The organism is Sphingobacterium pedocola, from assembly GCF_015209965.1.
Taxonomy (GTDB): Bacteria; Bacteroidota; Bacteroidia; order Sphingobacteriales; family Sphingobacteriaceae; genus Sphingobacterium; species Sphingobacterium pedocola.
In genome coordinates this window covers 1,733,671-1,753,120 of record NZ_MU158689.1, presented here as the reverse complement: position 1 = coordinate 1,753,120, position 19,450 = coordinate 1,733,671, and the positions used below count along the sequence as shown (strand labels likewise).

Here is a 19,450-nt window from a genome sequence, read left to right as displayed (position 1 = left end):
AATACTTTTATTGTACGAGTTGAATAACGTCAGACAATTTATATTTACTGTTATTTTTATATTTACCGGACGTACTATTAGGTAAAGTGTGCTTACAATTATCGTATCTAATACGATCCAGGCAGTTGAAATTCCGGCACGTAATACAATTATCCCACAATATTTACTGCTAAAGTTTAATAGTTTTTCTCCGAACCGATTTTCATCGTTACGGGTTAAATTCATTTTTTAAAACATTTTTTACACCGTCCCACTCGTATAGCTTACCATTTTCCTGATCGATATATAGCCATTCTATCGGCAAACGTTTTCCAGCGACCGATATCGTAGCGACGAGGAAGGATCTAGCGTTTCTCTTTTCCTCCGAAATCGAGTACATAATGTCGTCCTTTGCCGAAATAGCTTTTTTCACATCCTCGTTAACCGTATTGACTACATAATATTCTATACTCCGGTAAATTTTATCCGCGTAATATGCGCTGTATTTTTCCTTTTCGTTCGGAACGTACGTTAATTGCTTTTTATAAAACTTTCTGAATTGTGAAACTTTGCCATCATTGATCTTTTTAATAGCAGTAACAATTTCAGCTGGGGCAGGAGTCTCGCCATCTCCCGCAATGCTTATAGTACCATTTTCCCATATTATCCTAATCACATCCCCCTGGTTCAAACTGCGGTCTTCTATCACATTATTAACGAAATAATGCATACTATCTTTGTCTTTCGCTAACAGCATGTAATAATCTCCATCGTCGTTGTATTCGACAAATTCCATTTCCTGTTGATATGATGGATTATCTTTTGATAACGAGTCCTTATGAATTGACTCCTCCAATTCTGGCCTACGGACCGCCGTATCAGCAAGATCATGTGCGCTTCCGGAGATAGTCGGGGAACTAAATTCCATCTCCTGTTTCGTAACCGGCACTTGCATATAACTAAGTTTTTGACCAGTCTCAGTACAAGATAGGACGACAAACTGTGCTACAGCAAATAGTGTTAGTAAAGCTCGATATTTAATTACACATTGAAAATCTTTCCGCATTGGTTACATTATTTTGTTAACGCTTCTAACATCAATAAATATGCCGATAGATATAATTCCGACGGAGTTCATGTTTTAAGGGTTAATCCGGAATTGCTAACTTCGCAGTTTTACCGCGAGGACATCATCTGATGATATTGGGTAAATAAAACAATTAATAATACGTTGATAATAATTTGTTGTCAACCAGGTGGATCTATCAGCAGTAAAAAAAGCATTGGAACAACACCGGGCGACCATTTTCGAAGGTTACCTCATAAAAGCCAGCATCTGCCAACATGATGCGGTAAACATGGGGTGCAAATAGTCTGTCCACATCGGAGAAGCGTCCGAATGTTCGGATAAAATCGTTTTCATCGTACGACGCATCAATGATTTCTTTTCCCACTATCCATGCGTTGTCGCTTGCGAATGCCATGCTAAAAATGCTTCCTGTAATCTTACTACCGTTATACTTTTCGAAGGCTATGACGACATCTTTATCCAGATAAAAATGTAGAGGCTCCCATCCACATTCAGGAGCGTCCGGAATAGTCTTGGCATATTTTAGGCCGATCTGTTGCGCCTGTCGATCTGATATTGTTCCGTCGTGTAGTACCTTTCCGTGGATCCGGTAGTGCGGATCTAGGCTGTTCCATTCCGTTAGATACTCGCTATAATCAGGTTTCAGCAGCATCTGTTCCGCCAATAATAGTTCCTGTTCGGCATCGACTTGGGGGTGTTTCTGCCCGGCACGATCATACACTTCTTGATAAAGTCGGAGCGTCTGTGGCAGATGTTTATGATTGTTTTTCCATGCAATCTCCCGAAGCCTTCCTACGAAGATCAGTTCCTGCTCCAAATCTTTTCCTTCTACAGCTTTGTACGCTTGCCATACGTCATCGTATCCAAGCTCTTTACCCAGATATTTGGCCTGTACATATTTCGGTTGGTGGTGTCGTGTGTCGCCAAAATATACCCAGCCATTGACATATAGCGGCCAGTAATCGAAGAATGCCATTTCGTTAATAGCGGTCCTGCCCACTACGCCACTTTCAGTTGATGGTCCACGTCGTACACGAAGGTCAGCAACCTGTACATACTGGTGCGGAGATTGTGAGCCCTCTCTGCCGCGGTAAAAATATGCTGACGGTTCTCCGTAGTATTTATGGGCAAATAGCCGACGGATCAGCGGTTGGCGGTCAATATAGCCAATATCTCCATTGCTGACCACGACCTGATAGTAAGAAGCGGTAGAATCAAGCACCACGACGGCCGCATGGGTTGCGAATACCCCCAAGGGCTGCGATCGATCCTTAGCGTCGGGGTAGAGGTATCCCCACGCTGAGGTGTATATAAAATCATCCCAAGAGACCTGTTTCCCCTGCGCTTGGACGGAAAGTCCGAAAAAAGAGGGCGATAAAAATAGCAGTAAGAGGTAAAATAACGTTCTCATAAAATTTCTTCACTAAATGTGCTGACCATATAAATTACCGGTGATCATGAAATAAGCGTAAAGATAGCCTTTTCTATGTAGTTAACTTTACGCGAATGGTATTTCCTTTTGCCGAGCAAGTTTGGTAATGACTGTCGTTTCACAAAGGCAGTTCGAAGACGATGAGTTTTAAGTTTACTCTACATAATTTAACAATAACATAATATGTTTTTGGTGGTATTTGCTATTCGAAAAGATAATTTTGCTCCACTTAAACACCTTTTTTAAGATTGCGAAAGTCGACAAGGCAATGAATAGCAACATAAATGAACGTAACGAGACCGACGAGATCATCCGGCTAAATCACGGTAGTGAAGACTCCTTTTCGATTTTCTATTACCGGTATCATCAAAAAATTTATGCAAATATCCTACGGGTAGTGCAATCCCCCGAATATGCAGAGGAGATCCTACAGGATGTTTTTCTGAGTTTATGGCAAAACAGGCATCGCATCGATAAGGATAAACCAGTAGCGGGCTGGCTCTTTGTCGTGAGCTTCAATAAAGCTATGGACTTCGTGAAAAAGAAGCTACGAGAGCATATCGAGTTTGTAGCAGATTACGAATCGCTATTTCAGGATATCCAAGACGTGGAGGAGACCGATGAGATCGTAGCGGAGCAAATACGTATCTTAGAGGAAGCTATTGACCACCTCTCGCCACGGAAAAAAGAAGTATTCAGACTTTACCGGTATGAAGGATATTCCAAGGAACGGGTGGCCGAAGCGTTGGATTTATCCATCAACTCCGTAACAGAATACCTCAAACAGGCGAATAAGAGTATCAAACAATATATTGCTGGCCATTCGCCCTATGAGTACGGCAACGGTGTCCTACTACTTGTTGCATCCGCGATGTATATCTAAAAAGCCACTACGCGCCACTTCATTTTATCTTGATATTTTGGTAATAATTTGTTAATCGAATAGACCATTCCCTTTTGATGATTCCCATCGTATTTATTTATGATGAGAAACAAAATTCAAAACATGATCCAGTCCCTTTGGAAAGGAAGTATGGGAAAGGAAGATGCTAAGACGCTGCTCAATACCTTAAACGAGGAAGAGCTGGCTATAAAAAAGCAACTCGAGAAGCAATTTGAGGAGGATAGTCTTCCAATGCTCAGTCGGCGCCAGTCGGATAAACTCTTGCAGACGATTCGTGATAAGGCGGGAATTGGCATACCTACAATAAAAAATAAATATCCGTACAAATGGTTGGCAGCAGCAGCTGTGCTGCTACTGATAGGAACTATTGGCATCCTTTACCAGCTCCAGTATGTTTCCTCGGCCGAACAGGAGGTCTTAGTTACTGTAGGGAGTAGTCCTATCAACTATAACGTTCACTCAGGAAGGGATTCCATGCGGCATCGTATGAGCGATGGATCGGTCGTGACACTTTCGCCGCATACAACCATTCACTACGACAGTCACTATGGTCTTAACAACCGCGCGATCTCGCTGAACGGCGAAGGAAAGTTTGCCGTAAAGCGTGATACATCATTGCCATTTGAAGTAACAGCAAATGGATTTACAACCACCGCGCTCGGAACCGAATTTATTGTCGATGGTCGCCAGAAAGACCACACCAGTGTACATCTTCTATCCGGAAAAATCATGGTTCATGCTACGGTAGCGGCTAAGATGCCGATCCAAGATACCTATTTGTTGGCAGGGGAAGTGTTCCATATCGATGCAAAACTTCGGACAGCACTTCGGAGCCAAGCGCCATCTTCCCCAGTCTCTTCTGCACAGAAACCAGCTGAACAGCTTACAGCGAATAACAACAGACGCATCAACCTTCGATTTGATAAGGAAGAGTTAACAGTGGTGCTCCAGCGGATTGCAGCACAGTTTAACACGCCTATCGCACTTGATCAGGAAGTTCCACGCACGCTTACTTTCACAGGGGAGTTTGCAGCCGCCGATGAGCTCATGACTATTTTACAGACCATCTGTCTCGTAAATGATCTCGAACAGCACTGGGAATCGGAAGGTAACATCATCATCCGATTGAAGACCGCTGTACTGCGCAATCACGCGGATACGATCGCCATCAAATCGCATCCGCACAACTAAAATCCAATTCGGGTCTAATGAGTTCATTAAATACCATTAATTTTTTACGCAAATAAATAATAAAATCAGGACATGAAAAAAAACAGTTTTTTCCTTTATTTCTCGTGGCTATGGGTAGCTTGCCTCTACTTTGGAATGGGCGAACTGCATGCACAGCAAACCGGACAGGTAAAAGGGCGGGTGCTCGATCCGAGTGGAAATCCCTTGCCAGGGGTATCTGTGTCGGCCAAAATTAACCAACAGAAAATAAGTACCACTGCATCCAACCACGATGGTGTCTTCTTGCTCAGTAATCTACAGACGGGTAGCCGCTATCAGATCACCTTTTCACTTGTGGGATACAAAAGCCACGAAGAAGATAATTTTTTGGTCGTTGCTGGCGACAACAATTCGCTAATGGTCCGTCTTGCCGAGCAGACAGCAGAATTAGAGGAAGTTGTCGTCACAGCGCTAGGAATTACCCGGGCATCGAAGTCCGTAGGGTTCTCCGTGCAGCAAGTTGAAGGCGAAACAATTCAAGAAGCACATGAAACCAACTTAGTCAATACGTTGAGTGGCCGCGTAGCGGGTGTCCAAATTACCAACTCTTCGGGTGGCATTGGTGCGTCCTCCAATATACAGATCAGGGGTCAAAACTTTGTGAGTGGTTACAACTATAACAATTCGCCGCTGTTCGTCGTAGACGGCGTTCCCGTGAGTAACAATAATGAACAGTCCACCCGTGCATTCACGGGGCGTCAGGACTTTAACAATCCAAACTTTACAGGCGGTGAAGGAGAGGTAGATTACGGTAATGCTGCAGGCGAAATCGATCCCAACGATATCGAAAGCATTTCTGTCCTCAAGGGGCCCAATGCAGCCGCGTTATACGGCTCGCGTGCCTCTAACGGGGTTGTATTGATCACCACCAAATCAGGTAAAGGCGCTAAGGGGCTCGGAATCAATTTTAATTCTCACGCAGATTTCGGTACACCGTTGAAGTTGCCGAATTACCAATACGAATATGGTCAAGGACGCTACGGTATTTATGAGTATGTGGACGGAGCTGGTACGCAATCCAATAAGTTTGATAATATCATGGAAAACTGGGGGCCGGCTTTAAACGGGCAATTGATCAAACAATGGGATTCACCGATAGACCCGCAGACCGGCGAACGCGTCGCCACGCCTTTTGTAGCACACCGCGATCAGCTGAAAGATTTCCTGCAGACCGGTAAGACGTTTACCAATAGTTTATCGATATCCAATAGTAGTGATAAACTTAATTATCGTTTTTCATACACCAACCTGTCCCAGTCGGGAATGGTACCCAACACCGATATGAACCGTAATTCCTTAGGGATAAATGCCGGCTATCAGATCATCGACAAGTTAAGGTTGGATGTGTCTATGAACTGGGTGAATAGCGGAAGTAAAAATAGAGCAAGCTATGGAGCCAAAAATGATGAATCCATCATGCGGATGTTCTTGTTCATGCCACGCAATTTAGCGATTCATTCGTTGAAAGACTACTGGCGATCAGGATCCAACAACTCCGAGCAAAACTCGCCGATCTTCAATATGAACGGCACGATCTGGAATAACCCGTATTTCGTAGTTAACGAAAATCTTAACGGCAATAACCGCGACCGCGTATATGGTAATGTCAAAGTAACATACGATTTTCGTGATGATTTGAAATTAATGTTGCGGTCTGGAAGGGATTTTTACAACGACAAGCGTACAATGCGCCATGCTACGTCTTCCAGCCAGTATAAAAATGGCTACTACCAAGAGGATGACGTTTACTTCATCGAGACCAATCACGATTTGCTCTTAAGCTACAATCCGACGTTAAATTCAGATTTTACCTTCGACGCTTCATTGGGAGGTAATCTCATGTCGCAGGTTTCCAAGCGCCTAGGCGGTATTGCCCCTCGTCTGGCCATACCCAACGTGTATAACCTGACGAATAATGCGGCACCTTTGCTCGCCGGTAATAGCTATCAGGAGAAAAGAATCAACTCGATATATGGGACCGCGCAAATCGGTTTTAGGGACATGGTGTTCTTGGATGTAACGGGGAGAAACGATTGGTCCAGCGCGTTACCCAAAGCCAACAATTCCTACTTCTATCCGGCAGCTTCCTTGAGCGTGATCGCATCCGATATGTTTGGATGGACCAGTGAGACCCTCAACCTGCTCAAATTAAGAGGGGCCACTTCTTCCGTAAGACGGGATCTCGAACCTTACCGTACCTTCCCAAATTTCTTGGTGACCCAAGGTTGGGGAGGCGAGACGGTCGCCATTCATAACAATAATTATCCGAACGAAAACATCCGTCCAGAGAAGGTCGTGTCGTACGAATTTGGATTCGACTCCAGACTTTTTAACAACCGTTTAGGTATAGACCTTACCTATTATAAGAGTAGAACGACAGATCTCATCATCCCCGTAACGCTTAATCCATCGGCGGGTTACGATACCAAATTGATGAACGTAGGTGAAATGACCAACCGCGGCCTTGAGTTAATGTTGAGCGTCGCACCCGTGCGTTCCGCGGACTTCTCTTGGGATATCTTTGTAAACTATTCGTTCAATAGGAATAAAGTCGTTTCATTGGCCGAAGATCAGGGTATATCGCGTATCCGTCAACTGGAGCGTTGGGCGTCGCTTGAGCTACGTACGGAAAATACCAAAGGTGATGGTTCTTCAGGCTCGCTGTATGGTGATTATCTGATTTATAATGGCAATGGGCAGCTGACACACCGTAATGGGCAGCCTCAGGAAGAGAATGGAGACTGGGGATACTTGGGGAACATTAACCCCAAGTGGATTGGAAGCATAGCCAATGACTTTAAATATAAAAACTGGAACTTAAGCTTTTTGTTTGCAGGGCAAAAAGGAGGGGTGGTACACTCGCGTACGTATATCGATGGGATCAAAGCCGGAAGTTTGCCGGAATCTTTGCCATTTCGTGCTGAAAATGGTGCTGGTACGATCGTGGGGGAAGGAATGGATATAGATACAGGTCAGCCTAATACCGTAGCTGTGCCAGTAAGGGACTATTGGAGAGCGTACTACGACAATGATCGCATTGCTACTTTTGATGCTTCTTATATCAAACTAAGGGAATTGAAAGTAAGCTACAAATTGCCACAGCAGGTTCTTAAACGGACTCCCGTTAAAGGCGCTTCGATATCCTTTATTGGCCGAAACCTGCTTTTGTGGTCTGATGTACCGCACATAGATCCCGAGGTCTCTGCTTATGATGGTCAATTTGTGGGCGTAGAAGCGATGTCATTGCCTTCCATGCGGAATTTAGGAATGTCGTTAAGCGTGGCCTTCTAAATCGATGAATGCCTTCATTTATAGCGTCGCACGCTTAGGCTTGTCAATAATTATTAAAACACGAAAAACAACGAGTATATACCATGAAAAAATATATAGTTTGTCTGGCCGCTGTAGCTTTAGCGTTGCAGTCTTGCAAAGACTTTGAAGAAATCAATGTAGATCCCAATAACCCAGCAATAGTACCCGTACAGATGCTACTGCCACCCATCATCAGTGGCGGTGTCGGCACGATGGTGGCTAGTGGCACACGAGCAGGGCAGTATGTACAACACCTCGCGTATCCAGGAGGTACCAGTGAGAGTGACGGGAGATACAACCTCACGGGAGCCAATTGGCGTGAAGAATGGAACGGAGCTGTCCGGCTCGTCAAAGACATTAATCAAATGAAGGTTCTGGCCGAGCAGGCCAATCAGCCACAATATCTGGCTTTGGCACATATCAATAAGGTGTACATCCTTTCATTGGTAACGGATGCTTATGGAGATATTCCATACGATGAAGCTGGTATGGGCAATGTAGATGGCTTCGAGTTCGCAACGTTCCAAAAACAAGAAGAAGTCTACCAGCGTATGTTAGCAGATCTGGAGACGGCCAACGGGTTGTTAGCTAACCTGCCATCCGGCTCTTCCATCAGCCGGGATATCTTGTATAACGGTGATCTTCAAAAGTGGCGAAAGTTTGCGAATTCGTTGAAAGTACGGATTTTGATGCGGCAGTCCGCAAAAGCAGACGTTGCACAGCAGGTGGCGGCGATCTTCAACGACGCAAATCGTTATCCCGTATTTACGGACGTGACGGATGCTGCCACGCTGGTATACAACAATTCAAGCGATTTTTACCGATGGTATATCCAAAATCCGTTTTCAGACGGTAGTGGGGTCGACTTTTCCGATAATGCCCGAGTGAGCGTTGTTATGATGGATCTGCTAAAAAAGGGAGCTGACCCACGTCTTACCGTATACGCGGCACCCACCAGGAACTCTTTTTTAGCAAATGCGAACGATCCCGCTAAGCCGCTGGAATACCGCGGGCAGGCGACAGGTTTAAGCGCTGCAGAGCAAGAAGCATTCTATGCGAGTAGCGGATTTGGGGAAGCAGACTTTTCTGTCATTGGTCGTCGTATCCGTCAGGACAATAGAGCATTTTTGATGAGCTACGCGGAGTTGCTCCTGTTAAAAGCGGAAGCCATCCAACGGAACATGGGCGTCACCGGCGAGGTCGAATCCGTATATAAGCAGGCTGTAAATGCATCATTCGATAAATGGAAGCAAGTGGGAAGTCAGACGCACGCACAGAACCCCTTTATCAGTGATAGCCAACGTGAGGCCTATTGGGAAAACGCAGCAAACCATTACCAACCGGCAAACGGACTCCGCATGATCGCCGAGCAATATTTTATGGACAGCTTCCTGAACGGTTTCGAGGGTTGGGCGTCATGGCGTCGTACAGGTATTCCCGAGATTAAACCCGGACCTTCGGTATTGGCACAGATACCCGTAAGATACGTATATTCGGATAATGAACAGAATAATCCCAGCTTGATGGAATGGGTAGAGCAGCATATGGGCGGGAAGATGCCCGATCATAACGTGAAAGTCTGGTTTCAACCCTAAAACATGTGCTTCCCGAAGTTAGGGTGGCTGATATGGATTGTATATTTTACACACTAGTTATAAAATGAAGAAAATACTATTATCAAAATTTGTGGGCGCGGCACTTCTGTTCGCTACACCCACGTTTGCGCAGATCAGGCCCACGGCCTATCTGCAAAATCTGCATTCGCATAACGATTACACCCGAAATCATCCGTTTGAACTGGCCTATGGGCTAGGCTTCGGATCGATTGAGGTCGACTTATTTTTACAAGATGGCGAACTTTACGTAGCGCACGAGCAGCAGGAGATCACCACGGCAAACACGTTCGACCGTTTGTACCTGCAACCAATACTGAAGGCTTTCGCCGATAGCAAAGAGGGGTATTTGTATCCTGAAGGCGGCCAGCTACAGCTGTTGATCGATCCAAAAGCGGATGGAAAAGGTATATTGGAAGCGCTGCTCAAGAAGATTGAACCACATCGGCAACTTTTTGATAGCAAAAACAACCCGAAAGCGGTCAAGCTACTAATCAGCGGTGATCGGCCGGCACCCGAAGACTTTCATCGTTACGATGAAGTTTTCTTTTTCGACGGCGAACTCCAACGACACTATACCGCTTCGCAGCTAGCGAGGGTCGGATTATTTAGTGCACCTTTTCCAAAGTATTCCGAATGGAATGGCCTAGGAAGGTTGACCGATGGCGACTATAGACGTGTTAAGAGCGCGGTGGATTCGGTCCATAACCTGGGCAAGAAGTTTCGATTTTGGGCAGCTCCAGATACCAAAACCACCTGGTATGAATGGATGAAAATGGGGGTCGATTACATCAACACCGACCAACCCATGGCAGCTGCACAGTTTGTACAAGCCTACCCGAAGAATAGCCATACAAATGCTGACTTTTATTCGCCCTATGTGCCCCAGCGGGAAAAGAGTACATCGTCTGTACACCCGAAGAACGTGATCCTGCTCATTAGTGACGGTGCTGGACTGTCGCAGCTCTGGGCAGCCGCAATGGCCAATCGGGGGCAGCTAAATGTGCTCAATATGCCTTACACCGGTTATCTGGTGACGAGCTCTACCGACAACTACCATACCGATTCCGCCGCAGGAGGTAGCGCTTTGGCGACAGGAGTGAAGACCCGAAACCGGTACATCGGAGTAGACACTATGGGCAATCGCGTTAGCAACATTCCCGACCAAATAGCGAAAGCGGGCATGGTGAGCGGTATTGTTTCCAACGATCGCATTACCGGCGCTACACCTTCGTCTTTCTATGCGCATGTTAGCGAACGAAACCGGACAGACAGCATTGCTGCACAGCTCGTAGATTCAAAGTTGTCACTTATGGTGGGTGGCTTTCATTCTATTTTTGCTGAAGCCGACAGCACACTGCTCAGTGGACTAAAGGCCAAGGGAGTGGAGATTATGCTGGACGCAGAACATATTGCTGATTCCAAAAGCGAACGTTTACTTGTATTTGCGCAGGACAAGGTGGATCGGGAGTGGGATAAGCTGAAGAAAGACCAAGATGATACAAAAACCGATTATCGATTAATTGAACATACGTTCGCACCATCTGTGCAGTTTTTGAAGCAAAGAGCTGCAGACAACGGATTCTTTTTAATGGTAGAAGGCGCGAAGATTGATGGGGGTGGTCACAGCAATTCGCTCCCCTTTACCATAGCAGAATACTTGAGTTTTGATCGTATGGTGGGTGAGGCGCTGCGTTATGCAGATGCAGACGGAGAGACCTTGGTACTCGTTACTTCCGACCACGAGACCGGCGGTTTAGTATTGCTAGATGCTGAAAAAGACAAGGGTAATGTGCTAGGGAATTTTGCAACTACAGATCATACGGGCATACCTGTACCGCTGATGGCTTATGGTCCCGGAGCAGATTTGTTCCAAGGTTTTTTAGACAATGCAGATATTGCTAAGCTGATCTATCGCGTGCTCAACCTTCCGACAAAATAGCCTTGTTTTGGAATAGCAACTGAGACTAAGTGTTACTCAAGTTGCTATTCCAATTCAAGCCTGTCAAAAGCGCTGATCTACCTGCACATACGAGCGAGTAAATTGCTGATTTTGCAGTCGTCTCTACATTTCACAAAATCACTAAACGGTGCAGACAGCCCACACAGTCGTCCTGAATGGCTCCATATTTAGCGTCCTCGTATTTCTTCGCGTGCTCTTCCTGAAAGAAAAACGATTCGGCACCTATTCGCAGTTAGCAAATCTATAGCGATCTGCCGGAGTACTTATTTTGGAAATATTACGAAAATTCATATTTTGGTCTGCGCTAATTTTGTTAATTCACATGCCGATAGGTTGGATAAGCGAATTAGCATAAAAAAACTGATTACTATGGGCATTAACCAATTCTTATTTCGAAAGATATCGGAATCGTTTCAGGAATTCAGCAGGTATTCGCAGACAGCACATGGAAAGCGCGATGTCTTGCAGCGGAAAAAGGAATTTGATCTGAACAATTACCTACGTGTTTTCCATGCCTTCGATACCTATTTTTATTCGTTGGCAGATATTACTACCTTATCGATCATCGATGCAGGCGGTCCGATACAGCACTTTATCGGGTACAGCAAAGAAGAAGTTATTAAAAATGGTTATGGTTTGATGTTAAAGATACATCACTTAAAAGACGTAGTTCGTGGTGTAAGGGGAGGGACACGGTATTTTAAATACCTATATGATCAAGCGCCTCAAAATCGACCTTTTATAAAGGTGAATAGGACCCTCGACCTAGTTTGCAAAGACGGAAAAACCATGTTTGTATTGGCACAAAGTATCCCTGTTTTGTTTAACGAAAATATGGAACCCATCTACATGTTGAATATCTATTCGGATATCAGTAGTATGCAACCGACCAGGAAATACAGCCATTATATCGTGGACACAAGTGATCCCGAAAACCCCAAGCGCATACCCGTCTTCCATAAAGAGGAATACAAGGACTGTTTCCCAAGCACATTATCCCCAGCCGAACTAAAGGTAATCGACTTATTGGCAGAGGGAATGGAAAGCAAGGAAGTCGCAGAGAAACTATTTGTGAGTGAACATACCGTACGCACACATCGTAAAAACATCCTTAAGAAGATGAAATGCAAAAATATGATCGAAGTCGTTAAAACGGCTTTGGTCGAAGGTTGGATATAAGGTAGCAGTTATGTCTATCTTTAGAGTGGCAATCTACCGCATTCATCCGGTATTCGGTAAGTCGTTTTACAGTTGTGCTGCATTTAAATAGGCATGGTAAACTCAAAAGATGTCTGCTGATCTGTGGATTGAACGACTATATCGCCCCCATGTGCCTTTGCGATTTCAGAGCATATATAAAGTCCTAAGCCCAATCCCGATTTATTGGTTTCAGCGTTCGTCGTAAAATAAGGCTTGAATAAATTAGCTTGCGTCTGCAAAGGAATTTTCTCTCCTCTGTTGGAAACTTTGAGCAGAAATTTATTTAATGCAGTTTTAATTTCAATTTCGATGGGCTGCCGTTGCGTTCCGTGTTGTATGGCATTTCCTATTAAATTTGAAAATAATTGACTTATCCTATCCGGATCACAAACCACCACTTTATCTAGAGTTATCGATAATTTAATTTCATACCCTTCGTATATTGGTTCCAATTCCCTAACAACTTGGATTAATGTCCTTTTAAGCTCGCGATTATTGCCTCTTAATTTCAACTGAATACCATCCCCCAGATGACCCTTTGCGAAGCCTAATAAATTATCGATCAGTAACTGCATCTGGTATGTTGCGGACTTGATCGAACTTACCTGTCTTTTTGCAAATGCGGAAAGTTCTGTTGTCAAAAGTGTATCTGCGCACCTCCGGGTTATTCCGATGGGATTTCGTAGATCGTGCCCCAATATGGCAATAAATGTCTCACGGTGTTCGGCAACCCTTATTTCTTCTAGTAAAATGGAGGACAGTTCTTCCATTTCATCAATTTTGTCAAGGTGAAAAGTGATAAGCTCAGTATAAAGGGTAAATAGTTCCTTTATCTGCTCAGTTTCTAATTTTGCTGGCGACGGATCAATTGCGCATAACGTACCAAAAAAACTACCATCTTTCCTGAAAATAGGAAAAGAAATATAGCTTTGAAATCCATATTGTGCAGGGGTATGATGATTGCAATATCGTGAACTTTCAGCAACTTCTTCAATTACAACAGGATTCTGGTGTTGCCTAATTTCGTTGCAAATAGTTGTTTCGAGCGTTAATTCATCCCCTGAAGAGAGCCCAAAATTAATTTCATCCTGAGATAAGCAGGTAATCCACTTATCATCAGTTACTCTTGCAACCGCAGAAAACCCCATCCCAGTTGTTTTACATATCACATTCAGTATTGACCTGATAGAACTGTTATTTGCAATATTTTCAATATCCCGTTGAAGTTCTAAGCTTAATTCTTTATTCATTTAAAGATTGTGTTTCTCCGTCAAATCTAATAATTTTAATGAAATGTATGTTAACCGAAAATTAACAGCGCCATCGCCGAATTATGGCATCGCGTTATTCTGTAACCAGTTTTAAACCTATAATAAATTAAGAAACTCGTGTATGTCCGCTTATGGTGAATCCTAAGGTGGTTTTCCATCATAGATCCGATGTCGAAAAGATGGATGGAAAACTCTTCCGGGTTAGACTCAATATGGAACCGGAGATCCCTCCCGTCAAAATATTATCAAGCCATGTGTTTGTATATGTCAATAATCAGAAAAATAAAAGTAGGTAATCAGGGATCAACGTTCCGCAAATTGGTATTATAAATGGAGTATATTACTTATTCTCAAGTTTGTATTATATTAGTAGCAACGAAATAGATATGCAGAACAAGGAACTAGAAACTTTTTATCCGACAAGTAAAACAGAATGGCGACAATGGTTAGCAAAAAATCATTTGTCAAAACAATCTGTTTGGCTTGTTTTTTACGCTAAATTATCCAAAAATCCGTCTATCACCTGGAGCGAAGCTGTAGATGTTGCCCTTTGCTTTGGTTGGATAGATAGTAAGAAAATTAAAATTGACGAAGAAACATCACATCAGTTTTTCAGTAAGCGCAAGCCGAAAAGCACTTGGTCAAAAATTAACAAAAACAAAGTTGAGCAACTTATAGCGCATGGATTAATGACAGAGGCAGGCTTTGCAAGCATAGAAACTGCAAAACAAAATGGTTCCTGGACAATTTTGGATGAAGTTGAAGAATTAATTGTGCCGGCAGACTTGGAAGAAAAGTTCGCTGAAAAACCTAATTCAAAAGACTTCTTTTTAAGTTTAAGCAAATCCGTACGGAAAACAATCTTGGCTTGGCTTGTGTTTGCCAAAACAACAGAGACAAGGCAAAAACGAATTGCTGAAATTGTTGACAGTGCAAAGCAGAATCTAAAACCGACGCACTTACGATAGAAAGGCACGTCCTGAACCTCCATGAAATATGCGTACAAAATAGAAAATCCCGTAGCGGGGAGCAACGGGATTTTACCAAACCAATTATTAACCTAAATTATGAAATTACCTATATAACGTCCAAGTTTAACCCGATATTATCTGCAATAAGAAATATTTTTCTGTATCAATAGGTGGCATGAAAGTCACTACTTTTGGTAAGAAGGACGTTCTCATTATCTCACCTGCCACGGCACGGTAAGACAAGTGTATAATCAATTCGGTCAGCACATAAACTTGGTAATGGGTAATCCAGAATAGTAAATTTGTCTGGAGTTAAAAACTGCTCCATACTAAATCCATATTTTTCAATTACTCCTAAAATTTCTGGATGCTGGATCACTTCGGCAAAAATTCGTTCGTGGTAGTTCTCCTCTGGTAGGTCAAGAACATAATCAATAAGATGTGAAAAGGCCGTATGTGAAATATCATGTAATAAACCCATAATCTGTTCTGCTAAACTACCTTCCATAATCTGAATTAGTTTCATAACTCCGATTGAATGTTCATACCGTGTTTGATTCAAATCAGGTCGGGCAACGATAATAGCACCGCCTTGATGAATCCGTTTTAGTCTTTGGAAGGGTTCTGTATGAACGAGTTCCTCTAAAATCCCCTCAATTTTAAAGTTTCCATATAATACATCTTCATAATATATACTCATCGTTTCTAATTTTTTAAGCGTTGGCACCTCAGAATTGTCGTCCGAGAATTTTACAGTGAAACGCTTACTAGTTTTTATCGATCCCTAAGAAACAAAAATACTCAGCCTTAAGGGGAAGTCGTTACATAATTTAAATTATTTTAACAATTTATTTTAAGCTATATTCACGACGTAAACATAAGATTGTACGCCGCCATATAGAATGAAAAAGCATTTCTACCTATCACCGATGTTGATTTTAGTGACCTGGCTGATGACCGGTTTATCAGCTGATGACGAGTTTTATGGAGAATACAATATCTTCTTAAAACATCGTCCCACTTGCCAATACTACTTTAGTTCACCACTTTCGATGCAGGATATGCCACAGGATTACCCATCAGAAAAGGCTGCCGCCTATTATAATTATAGGGATTTTGTACTTGAAGAACATTGGTCCTCCGATTTGGATATAATAGCGCTTTTTATAGTTATTTTAACTGTTTTTTATGTCCTATTTGTCATTGTAGGTGCCGTAAAGATTAAAAGACGTACACATGAAAGTCCATAATCATGTCCAACACAGATAAGACTAAACGTTCTTATGTTTCTGATGGACCTCACTTGATCTCGGGTATCATCAGTATGGAGAGGTTAATCCTGTTAGGTAATAAAGCTCATATCCGTATCCAAAAAGATGGGAGGGACCTCCGTACCACGTATATTCCGATTTCAAGAGGAGGTATACAAATTTTAATCCAATGTCGGTAAATTTTAAAAGGATTAGTTAAGTCGCATGATCTTCCGTATCTTGTAGGTAACATACAAAAAAGGAATGAGGTGGTTTTTTTACATACTTGCGTTCTCATCGCTTACAGGATGCACTTCTACGCGAATTCTTTCCGGAAAGTTCTCGGTAAAGCCGGTTGCTATCAACACGCAGTTTGCCGATGCCCGTTATGCCAATTCTTCCGTAGACACGACCGCATTATATCGACATATGTCGTTGTGGAACAAATTGTCTCCGTACAGGTCGCAGATAGAGACATTGTCTCAGGTTTCCGAAAATGCAACTATCCATTTATCGTTGGAAAACAATAAGACCTTAAAGGTTGTCGCTTATGAAAATCGGCGATCTGTAGCCAGTTTTGAAATACCGGTTCGCAAGCGAGGAAAGTATCTCATTCTCAAAAACAAAACCCGTATCATCCCGATTCCTTTTATTTATTTCTCAGTAAAAGAAGATAAGACGATATTAGCGCCTTTGCAGAATAATCGTATAGGTATCTATCGCTATAATGACGAAAGCTTGTGGATCTTATTTTTCGGAGCAAGCCAAACCGGACGGTCCATTCATGAATACGAACCCGTTAAGAAATAGATAGATGTCCTTTACCTCATATCAACAGAAAATGAAAAAGCTATTCAGTATCCTCTGCCTATTTTCATCCGGCCTTACTTTATCCTGTGGTGGCTGTTCGTCGGGGCGATCCGCTGACGATAAGCAGGATACAGTATCTACTATACTGAATAACTCAGTAGTGCAGATTGATGTATACGATCCCTATAGTAAAGACGAATATTTGCAAAGAAGGATCGCGGAAGGTAAAAAGGTGCTGGAAAAACAGCTTTGGGAAGGGGCGAATATATACAATGACGTTACCGATATTCCAAAAGAACCTTTCGACACGGACGAGCTTCGGGCTGTTACATTCGAACTGTTCAATGTGCTCTGGGACAATGGATACCGCGACGTTGAAAAAATGACTTTTGTTAAGAAAGTGAAGGAAATTTTTGGTATACAGCTGCCCACGGACACTAGCGAGCAATTTCGTTACGTCAATCTTCTCGAAGAGGATTGTACTTATAAACCTATTTACTATCGTAATAACGGTATTGATTACAACGGCTTTTTTATCGTAACACCGGGAAACTTTATTACGGACTTCTATTACCTTCCGGAAATTATCGATTACCGCTCGCAACATTCCGATCTGGCCCAAATCGAAAAAAAACTGCCAACAACCTATTGGAGTACGGCACACAAGGCAGATGTAAATAGGGAGAAGTGGAACGATCTCGAAAATCGAACAGACGAATATAACCTTGAGCAACAAAGGAAGTTCAACAGACTTCTTATACTGAACCGTAACAGGTTTTTGTTTAAAAATGAAAATACCCGCTTGCAATGGCTTATGGAGTACGACCGATTTTTTATGGAAAGCCTTGTCAAGCGTTTTGGCTGGACAGCTCATGACGATCTGTTGTATCAGGTAGTGCTCAAAACACCTTTTGAAAAAGTTCATCCCGATGCCTTCGGTAGTTTATTTTGGAAATGGAACTGTGGCGGATCGATAACGATACATGCCAATACTTTCAAACTCTTACAGAAACGCTATGTACCAACTGCAACGTCAGAGATCCGTGGGTTATTGTCCGACATCCAGTCCTATCTCGAATATATGATGGGCTATGCAGCTTATGAGCCTCGTGTGGCAATAACAGATAGGCAGCGGGTAGAAATACTGGCGAATATGGTCTACTTCGCCGAACAGTACAAATATACGAAAAGAGACAATAGTCTGCAGTTGTCGGATCATCGGATGATGGGCAGGTTACGGTTAATGCTCAACGAAAAGGAACGAACGATACTACAGGACAATCATTATTTCGGCCTGCAGAAATTCAGGGAGTGGTGGGACGCCGCCGATTATGATGAATATTATGTAGATGGCGAATATAACGGTCCTTGGGGCCGGGACAATGAACCGATGACCGAGTCCGAGTGGCGGGAAGGGGGAGCGAATTAATTCGGTATCAATACAGCGTGCTTAAACGCCGCTGATAGACAAGTATACAAAAAAAGGCCTGCACTCCTGCAGGCCTATCGAAACAAAAATACCCAGTTTTAGAGGTATGTCGTTACCACTTTGCTTACCTGCCATCCATTTTTGGTGTTGCAAAGTGTAATGTGGTCTACACGGGTGAAATTTTCGAACTCCATCGTCGCTTTCGCCACGCAAGATTTACCACATTCATCCAGTATTTGGTAAGTCGTTTTGCAATTGTACTGTAGCCCTTTGTTTTGTTTTAAGAATTTCGTGTATGCCTTTTTGCCGTGTTTATCGTCGCTTGCTGTGTTGTGGTATTCGAAATCGGCAGCAAATAGTTGCTCGTTAAGTTCAACATTGCCCAGCGCTGTAGCATCAAGATAGGCCGCAACGATACCCATTGCGTTCATGTTTTTTAACGGGTTTGATTTCTCGGCAGCAAATACCATAGAAGAAGCAAATAAGATAAGAGCTGCTGCGATAGTGGTGATGATGGTTGTTTTCATGTTCGTAGTTTTTTATGTTTTAAAAGTTGTTATGTCGTATTGTTTGATTCAAAAGTAGGGCATAAGTTGATGCTAAGAAATGGCAATTAGACCAGCACCCCCATTTATTCGGTGAAAGCGGAAAAGGAATCGGTGAAAAATATACAGCACTATCTAATAAGCCTTTCATGTCCTAAAGACGCAAAAGACCACGTTATGGTTGCATTACTAGATTCAAATGTGTACAAGGGAAGTTATCGTCCTCATCGTGGGCAGGAGCCTCCTCCGTCACTGCGAGGAAGTATGACGAAGCAGTCTTAGATACGAACGTAAAGTCGTCCTCCAAATCTAATTGCCTTACTTGATATAGATTTACTTTACATCATGGCGACACATTAACTGCGCGAACTCGATCTTAAGATTATATATGAATTACAAACAATAATTTCTTAATTTCTCCTTGAGGATCAATGATAAAACCGGGGAACGC

General features: G+C 43.0%; 16 protein-coding genes. 11 read left to right on the top strand and 5 right to left on the bottom strand.

Annotated features, from left to right (window positions below):
• Window positions 1-208: 208 nt before the first annotated feature.
• Window positions 209-1,045: a hypothetical protein gene (locus C4F40_RS07375; protein WP_196938697.1), complete on the bottom strand. Its 837-nt coding sequence runs from the start codon at window positions 1,043-1,045 to the stop codon at window positions 209-211.
• A 199-nt stretch (window positions 1,046-1,244) separates the two neighbouring features.
• Window positions 1,245-2,480 carry an SH3 domain-containing protein gene (locus tag C4F40_RS07370; RefSeq protein ID WP_196938696.1) on the bottom strand — a complete coding sequence of 412 codons (1,236 nt, stop codon included), beginning with the start codon at window positions 2,478-2,480 and terminating at the stop codon, window positions 1,245-1,247.
• A 289-nt stretch (window positions 2,481-2,769) separates the two neighbouring features.
• Between C4F40_RS07370 and C4F40_RS07365 the strand changes: the two genes are divergently transcribed.
• From C4F40_RS07365 to C4F40_RS07340, 6 genes are all read left to right on the top strand, one after another.
• Window positions 2,770-3,384, top strand: a complete 615-nt coding sequence (locus C4F40_RS07365; RefSeq protein WP_196938695.1) for an RNA polymerase sigma factor — start codon at window positions 2,770-2,772, stop codon at window positions 3,382-3,384.
• 99 nt (window positions 3,385-3,483) lie between these two features.
• Window positions 3,484-4,596: a FecR family protein gene (locus tag C4F40_RS07360; protein ID WP_196938694.1), complete on the top strand. Its 1,113-nt coding sequence runs from the start codon at window positions 3,484-3,486 to the stop codon at window positions 4,594-4,596.
• Between the two features lie 72 nt (window positions 4,597-4,668).
• A complete protein-coding gene (locus C4F40_RS07355; protein ID WP_196938693.1) occupies window positions 4,669-7,926 on the top strand; it encodes a SusC/RagA family TonB-linked outer membrane protein in 3,258 nt (1,085 codons plus the stop codon).
• Between the two features lie 83 nt (window positions 7,927-8,009).
• The gene (locus tag C4F40_RS07350; RefSeq protein WP_196938692.1) at window positions 8,010-9,542 is read left to right on the top strand and encodes a SusD/RagB family nutrient-binding outer membrane lipoprotein; all 1,533 of its coding nucleotides are present in this window, start codon (window positions 8,010-8,012) and stop codon (window positions 9,540-9,542) included.
• 64 nt (window positions 9,543-9,606) lie between these two features.
• Window positions 9,607-11,502 carry an alkaline phosphatase gene (locus tag C4F40_RS07345; RefSeq protein WP_196938691.1) on the top strand — a complete coding sequence of 632 codons (1,896 nt, stop codon included), beginning with the start codon at window positions 9,607-9,609 and terminating at the stop codon, window positions 11,500-11,502.
• Window positions 11,503-11,892: 390 nt separating this feature from the next.
• A complete protein-coding gene (locus tag C4F40_RS07340) occupies window positions 11,893-12,702 on the top strand; it encodes a response regulator transcription factor (protein WP_196938690.1) in 810 nt (269 codons plus the stop codon).
• An 83-nt stretch (window positions 12,703-12,785) separates the two neighbouring features.
• On the opposite strand, the gene C4F40_RS07335 is transcribed toward C4F40_RS07340, so the two are convergent.
• Window positions 12,786-13,973, bottom strand: a complete 1,188-nt coding sequence (locus C4F40_RS07335) for a GAF domain-containing sensor histidine kinase (RefSeq protein ID WP_196938689.1) — start codon at window positions 13,971-13,973, stop codon at window positions 12,786-12,788.
• 407 nt (window positions 13,974-14,380) lie between these two features.
• Between C4F40_RS07335 and C4F40_RS07330 the strand changes: the two genes are divergently transcribed.
• A complete protein-coding gene (locus tag C4F40_RS07330; protein ID WP_196938688.1) occupies window positions 14,381-14,962 on the top strand; it encodes a YdeI/OmpD-associated family protein in 582 nt (193 codons plus the stop codon).
• 220 nt (window positions 14,963-15,182) lie between these two features.
• Here C4F40_RS07330 and C4F40_RS07325 read toward each other — a convergent pair whose 3' ends face one another.
• Complete coding sequence (locus tag C4F40_RS07325; RefSeq protein ID WP_231389954.1) at window positions 15,183-15,665, bottom strand: HD domain-containing protein; 483 nt, start codon at window positions 15,663-15,665, stop codon at window positions 15,183-15,185.
• A gap of 202 nt (window positions 15,666-15,867) precedes the next feature.
• Here C4F40_RS07325 and C4F40_RS07320 point away from each other — a divergent pair, with 202 nt between their 5' ends.
• The 4 genes from C4F40_RS07320 to C4F40_RS07305 all read left to right on the top strand — a co-directional run bounded on the left by C4F40_RS07320 (window position 15,868) and on the right by C4F40_RS07305 (window position 18,454).
• Complete coding sequence (locus tag C4F40_RS07320; protein WP_196938687.1) at window positions 15,868-16,215, top strand: hypothetical protein; 348 nt, start codon at window positions 15,868-15,870, stop codon at window positions 16,213-16,215.
• Window positions 16,216-16,217: 2 nt separating this feature from the next.
• Window positions 16,218-16,415, top strand: a complete 198-nt coding sequence (locus C4F40_RS07315; protein ID WP_196938686.1) for a hypothetical protein — start codon at window positions 16,218-16,220, stop codon at window positions 16,413-16,415.
• 64 nt (window positions 16,416-16,479) lie between these two features.
• Window positions 16,480-17,025 carry a hypothetical protein gene (locus C4F40_RS07310; RefSeq protein WP_196938685.1) on the top strand — a complete coding sequence of 182 codons (546 nt, stop codon included), beginning with the start codon at window positions 16,480-16,482 and terminating at the stop codon, window positions 17,023-17,025.
• Window positions 17,026-17,056: 31 nt separating this feature from the next.
• Complete coding sequence (locus C4F40_RS07305; protein ID WP_196938684.1) at window positions 17,057-18,454, top strand: hypothetical protein; 1,398 nt, start codon at window positions 17,057-17,059, stop codon at window positions 18,452-18,454.
• A gap of 98 nt (window positions 18,455-18,552) precedes the next feature.
• Here C4F40_RS07305 and C4F40_RS07300 read toward each other — a convergent pair whose 3' ends face one another.
• Window positions 18,553-18,981: a nuclear transport factor 2 family protein gene (locus C4F40_RS07300; RefSeq protein ID WP_196938678.1), complete on the bottom strand. Its 429-nt coding sequence runs from the start codon at window positions 18,979-18,981 to the stop codon at window positions 18,553-18,555.
• Window positions 18,982-19,450 lie beyond the last annotated feature (469 nt).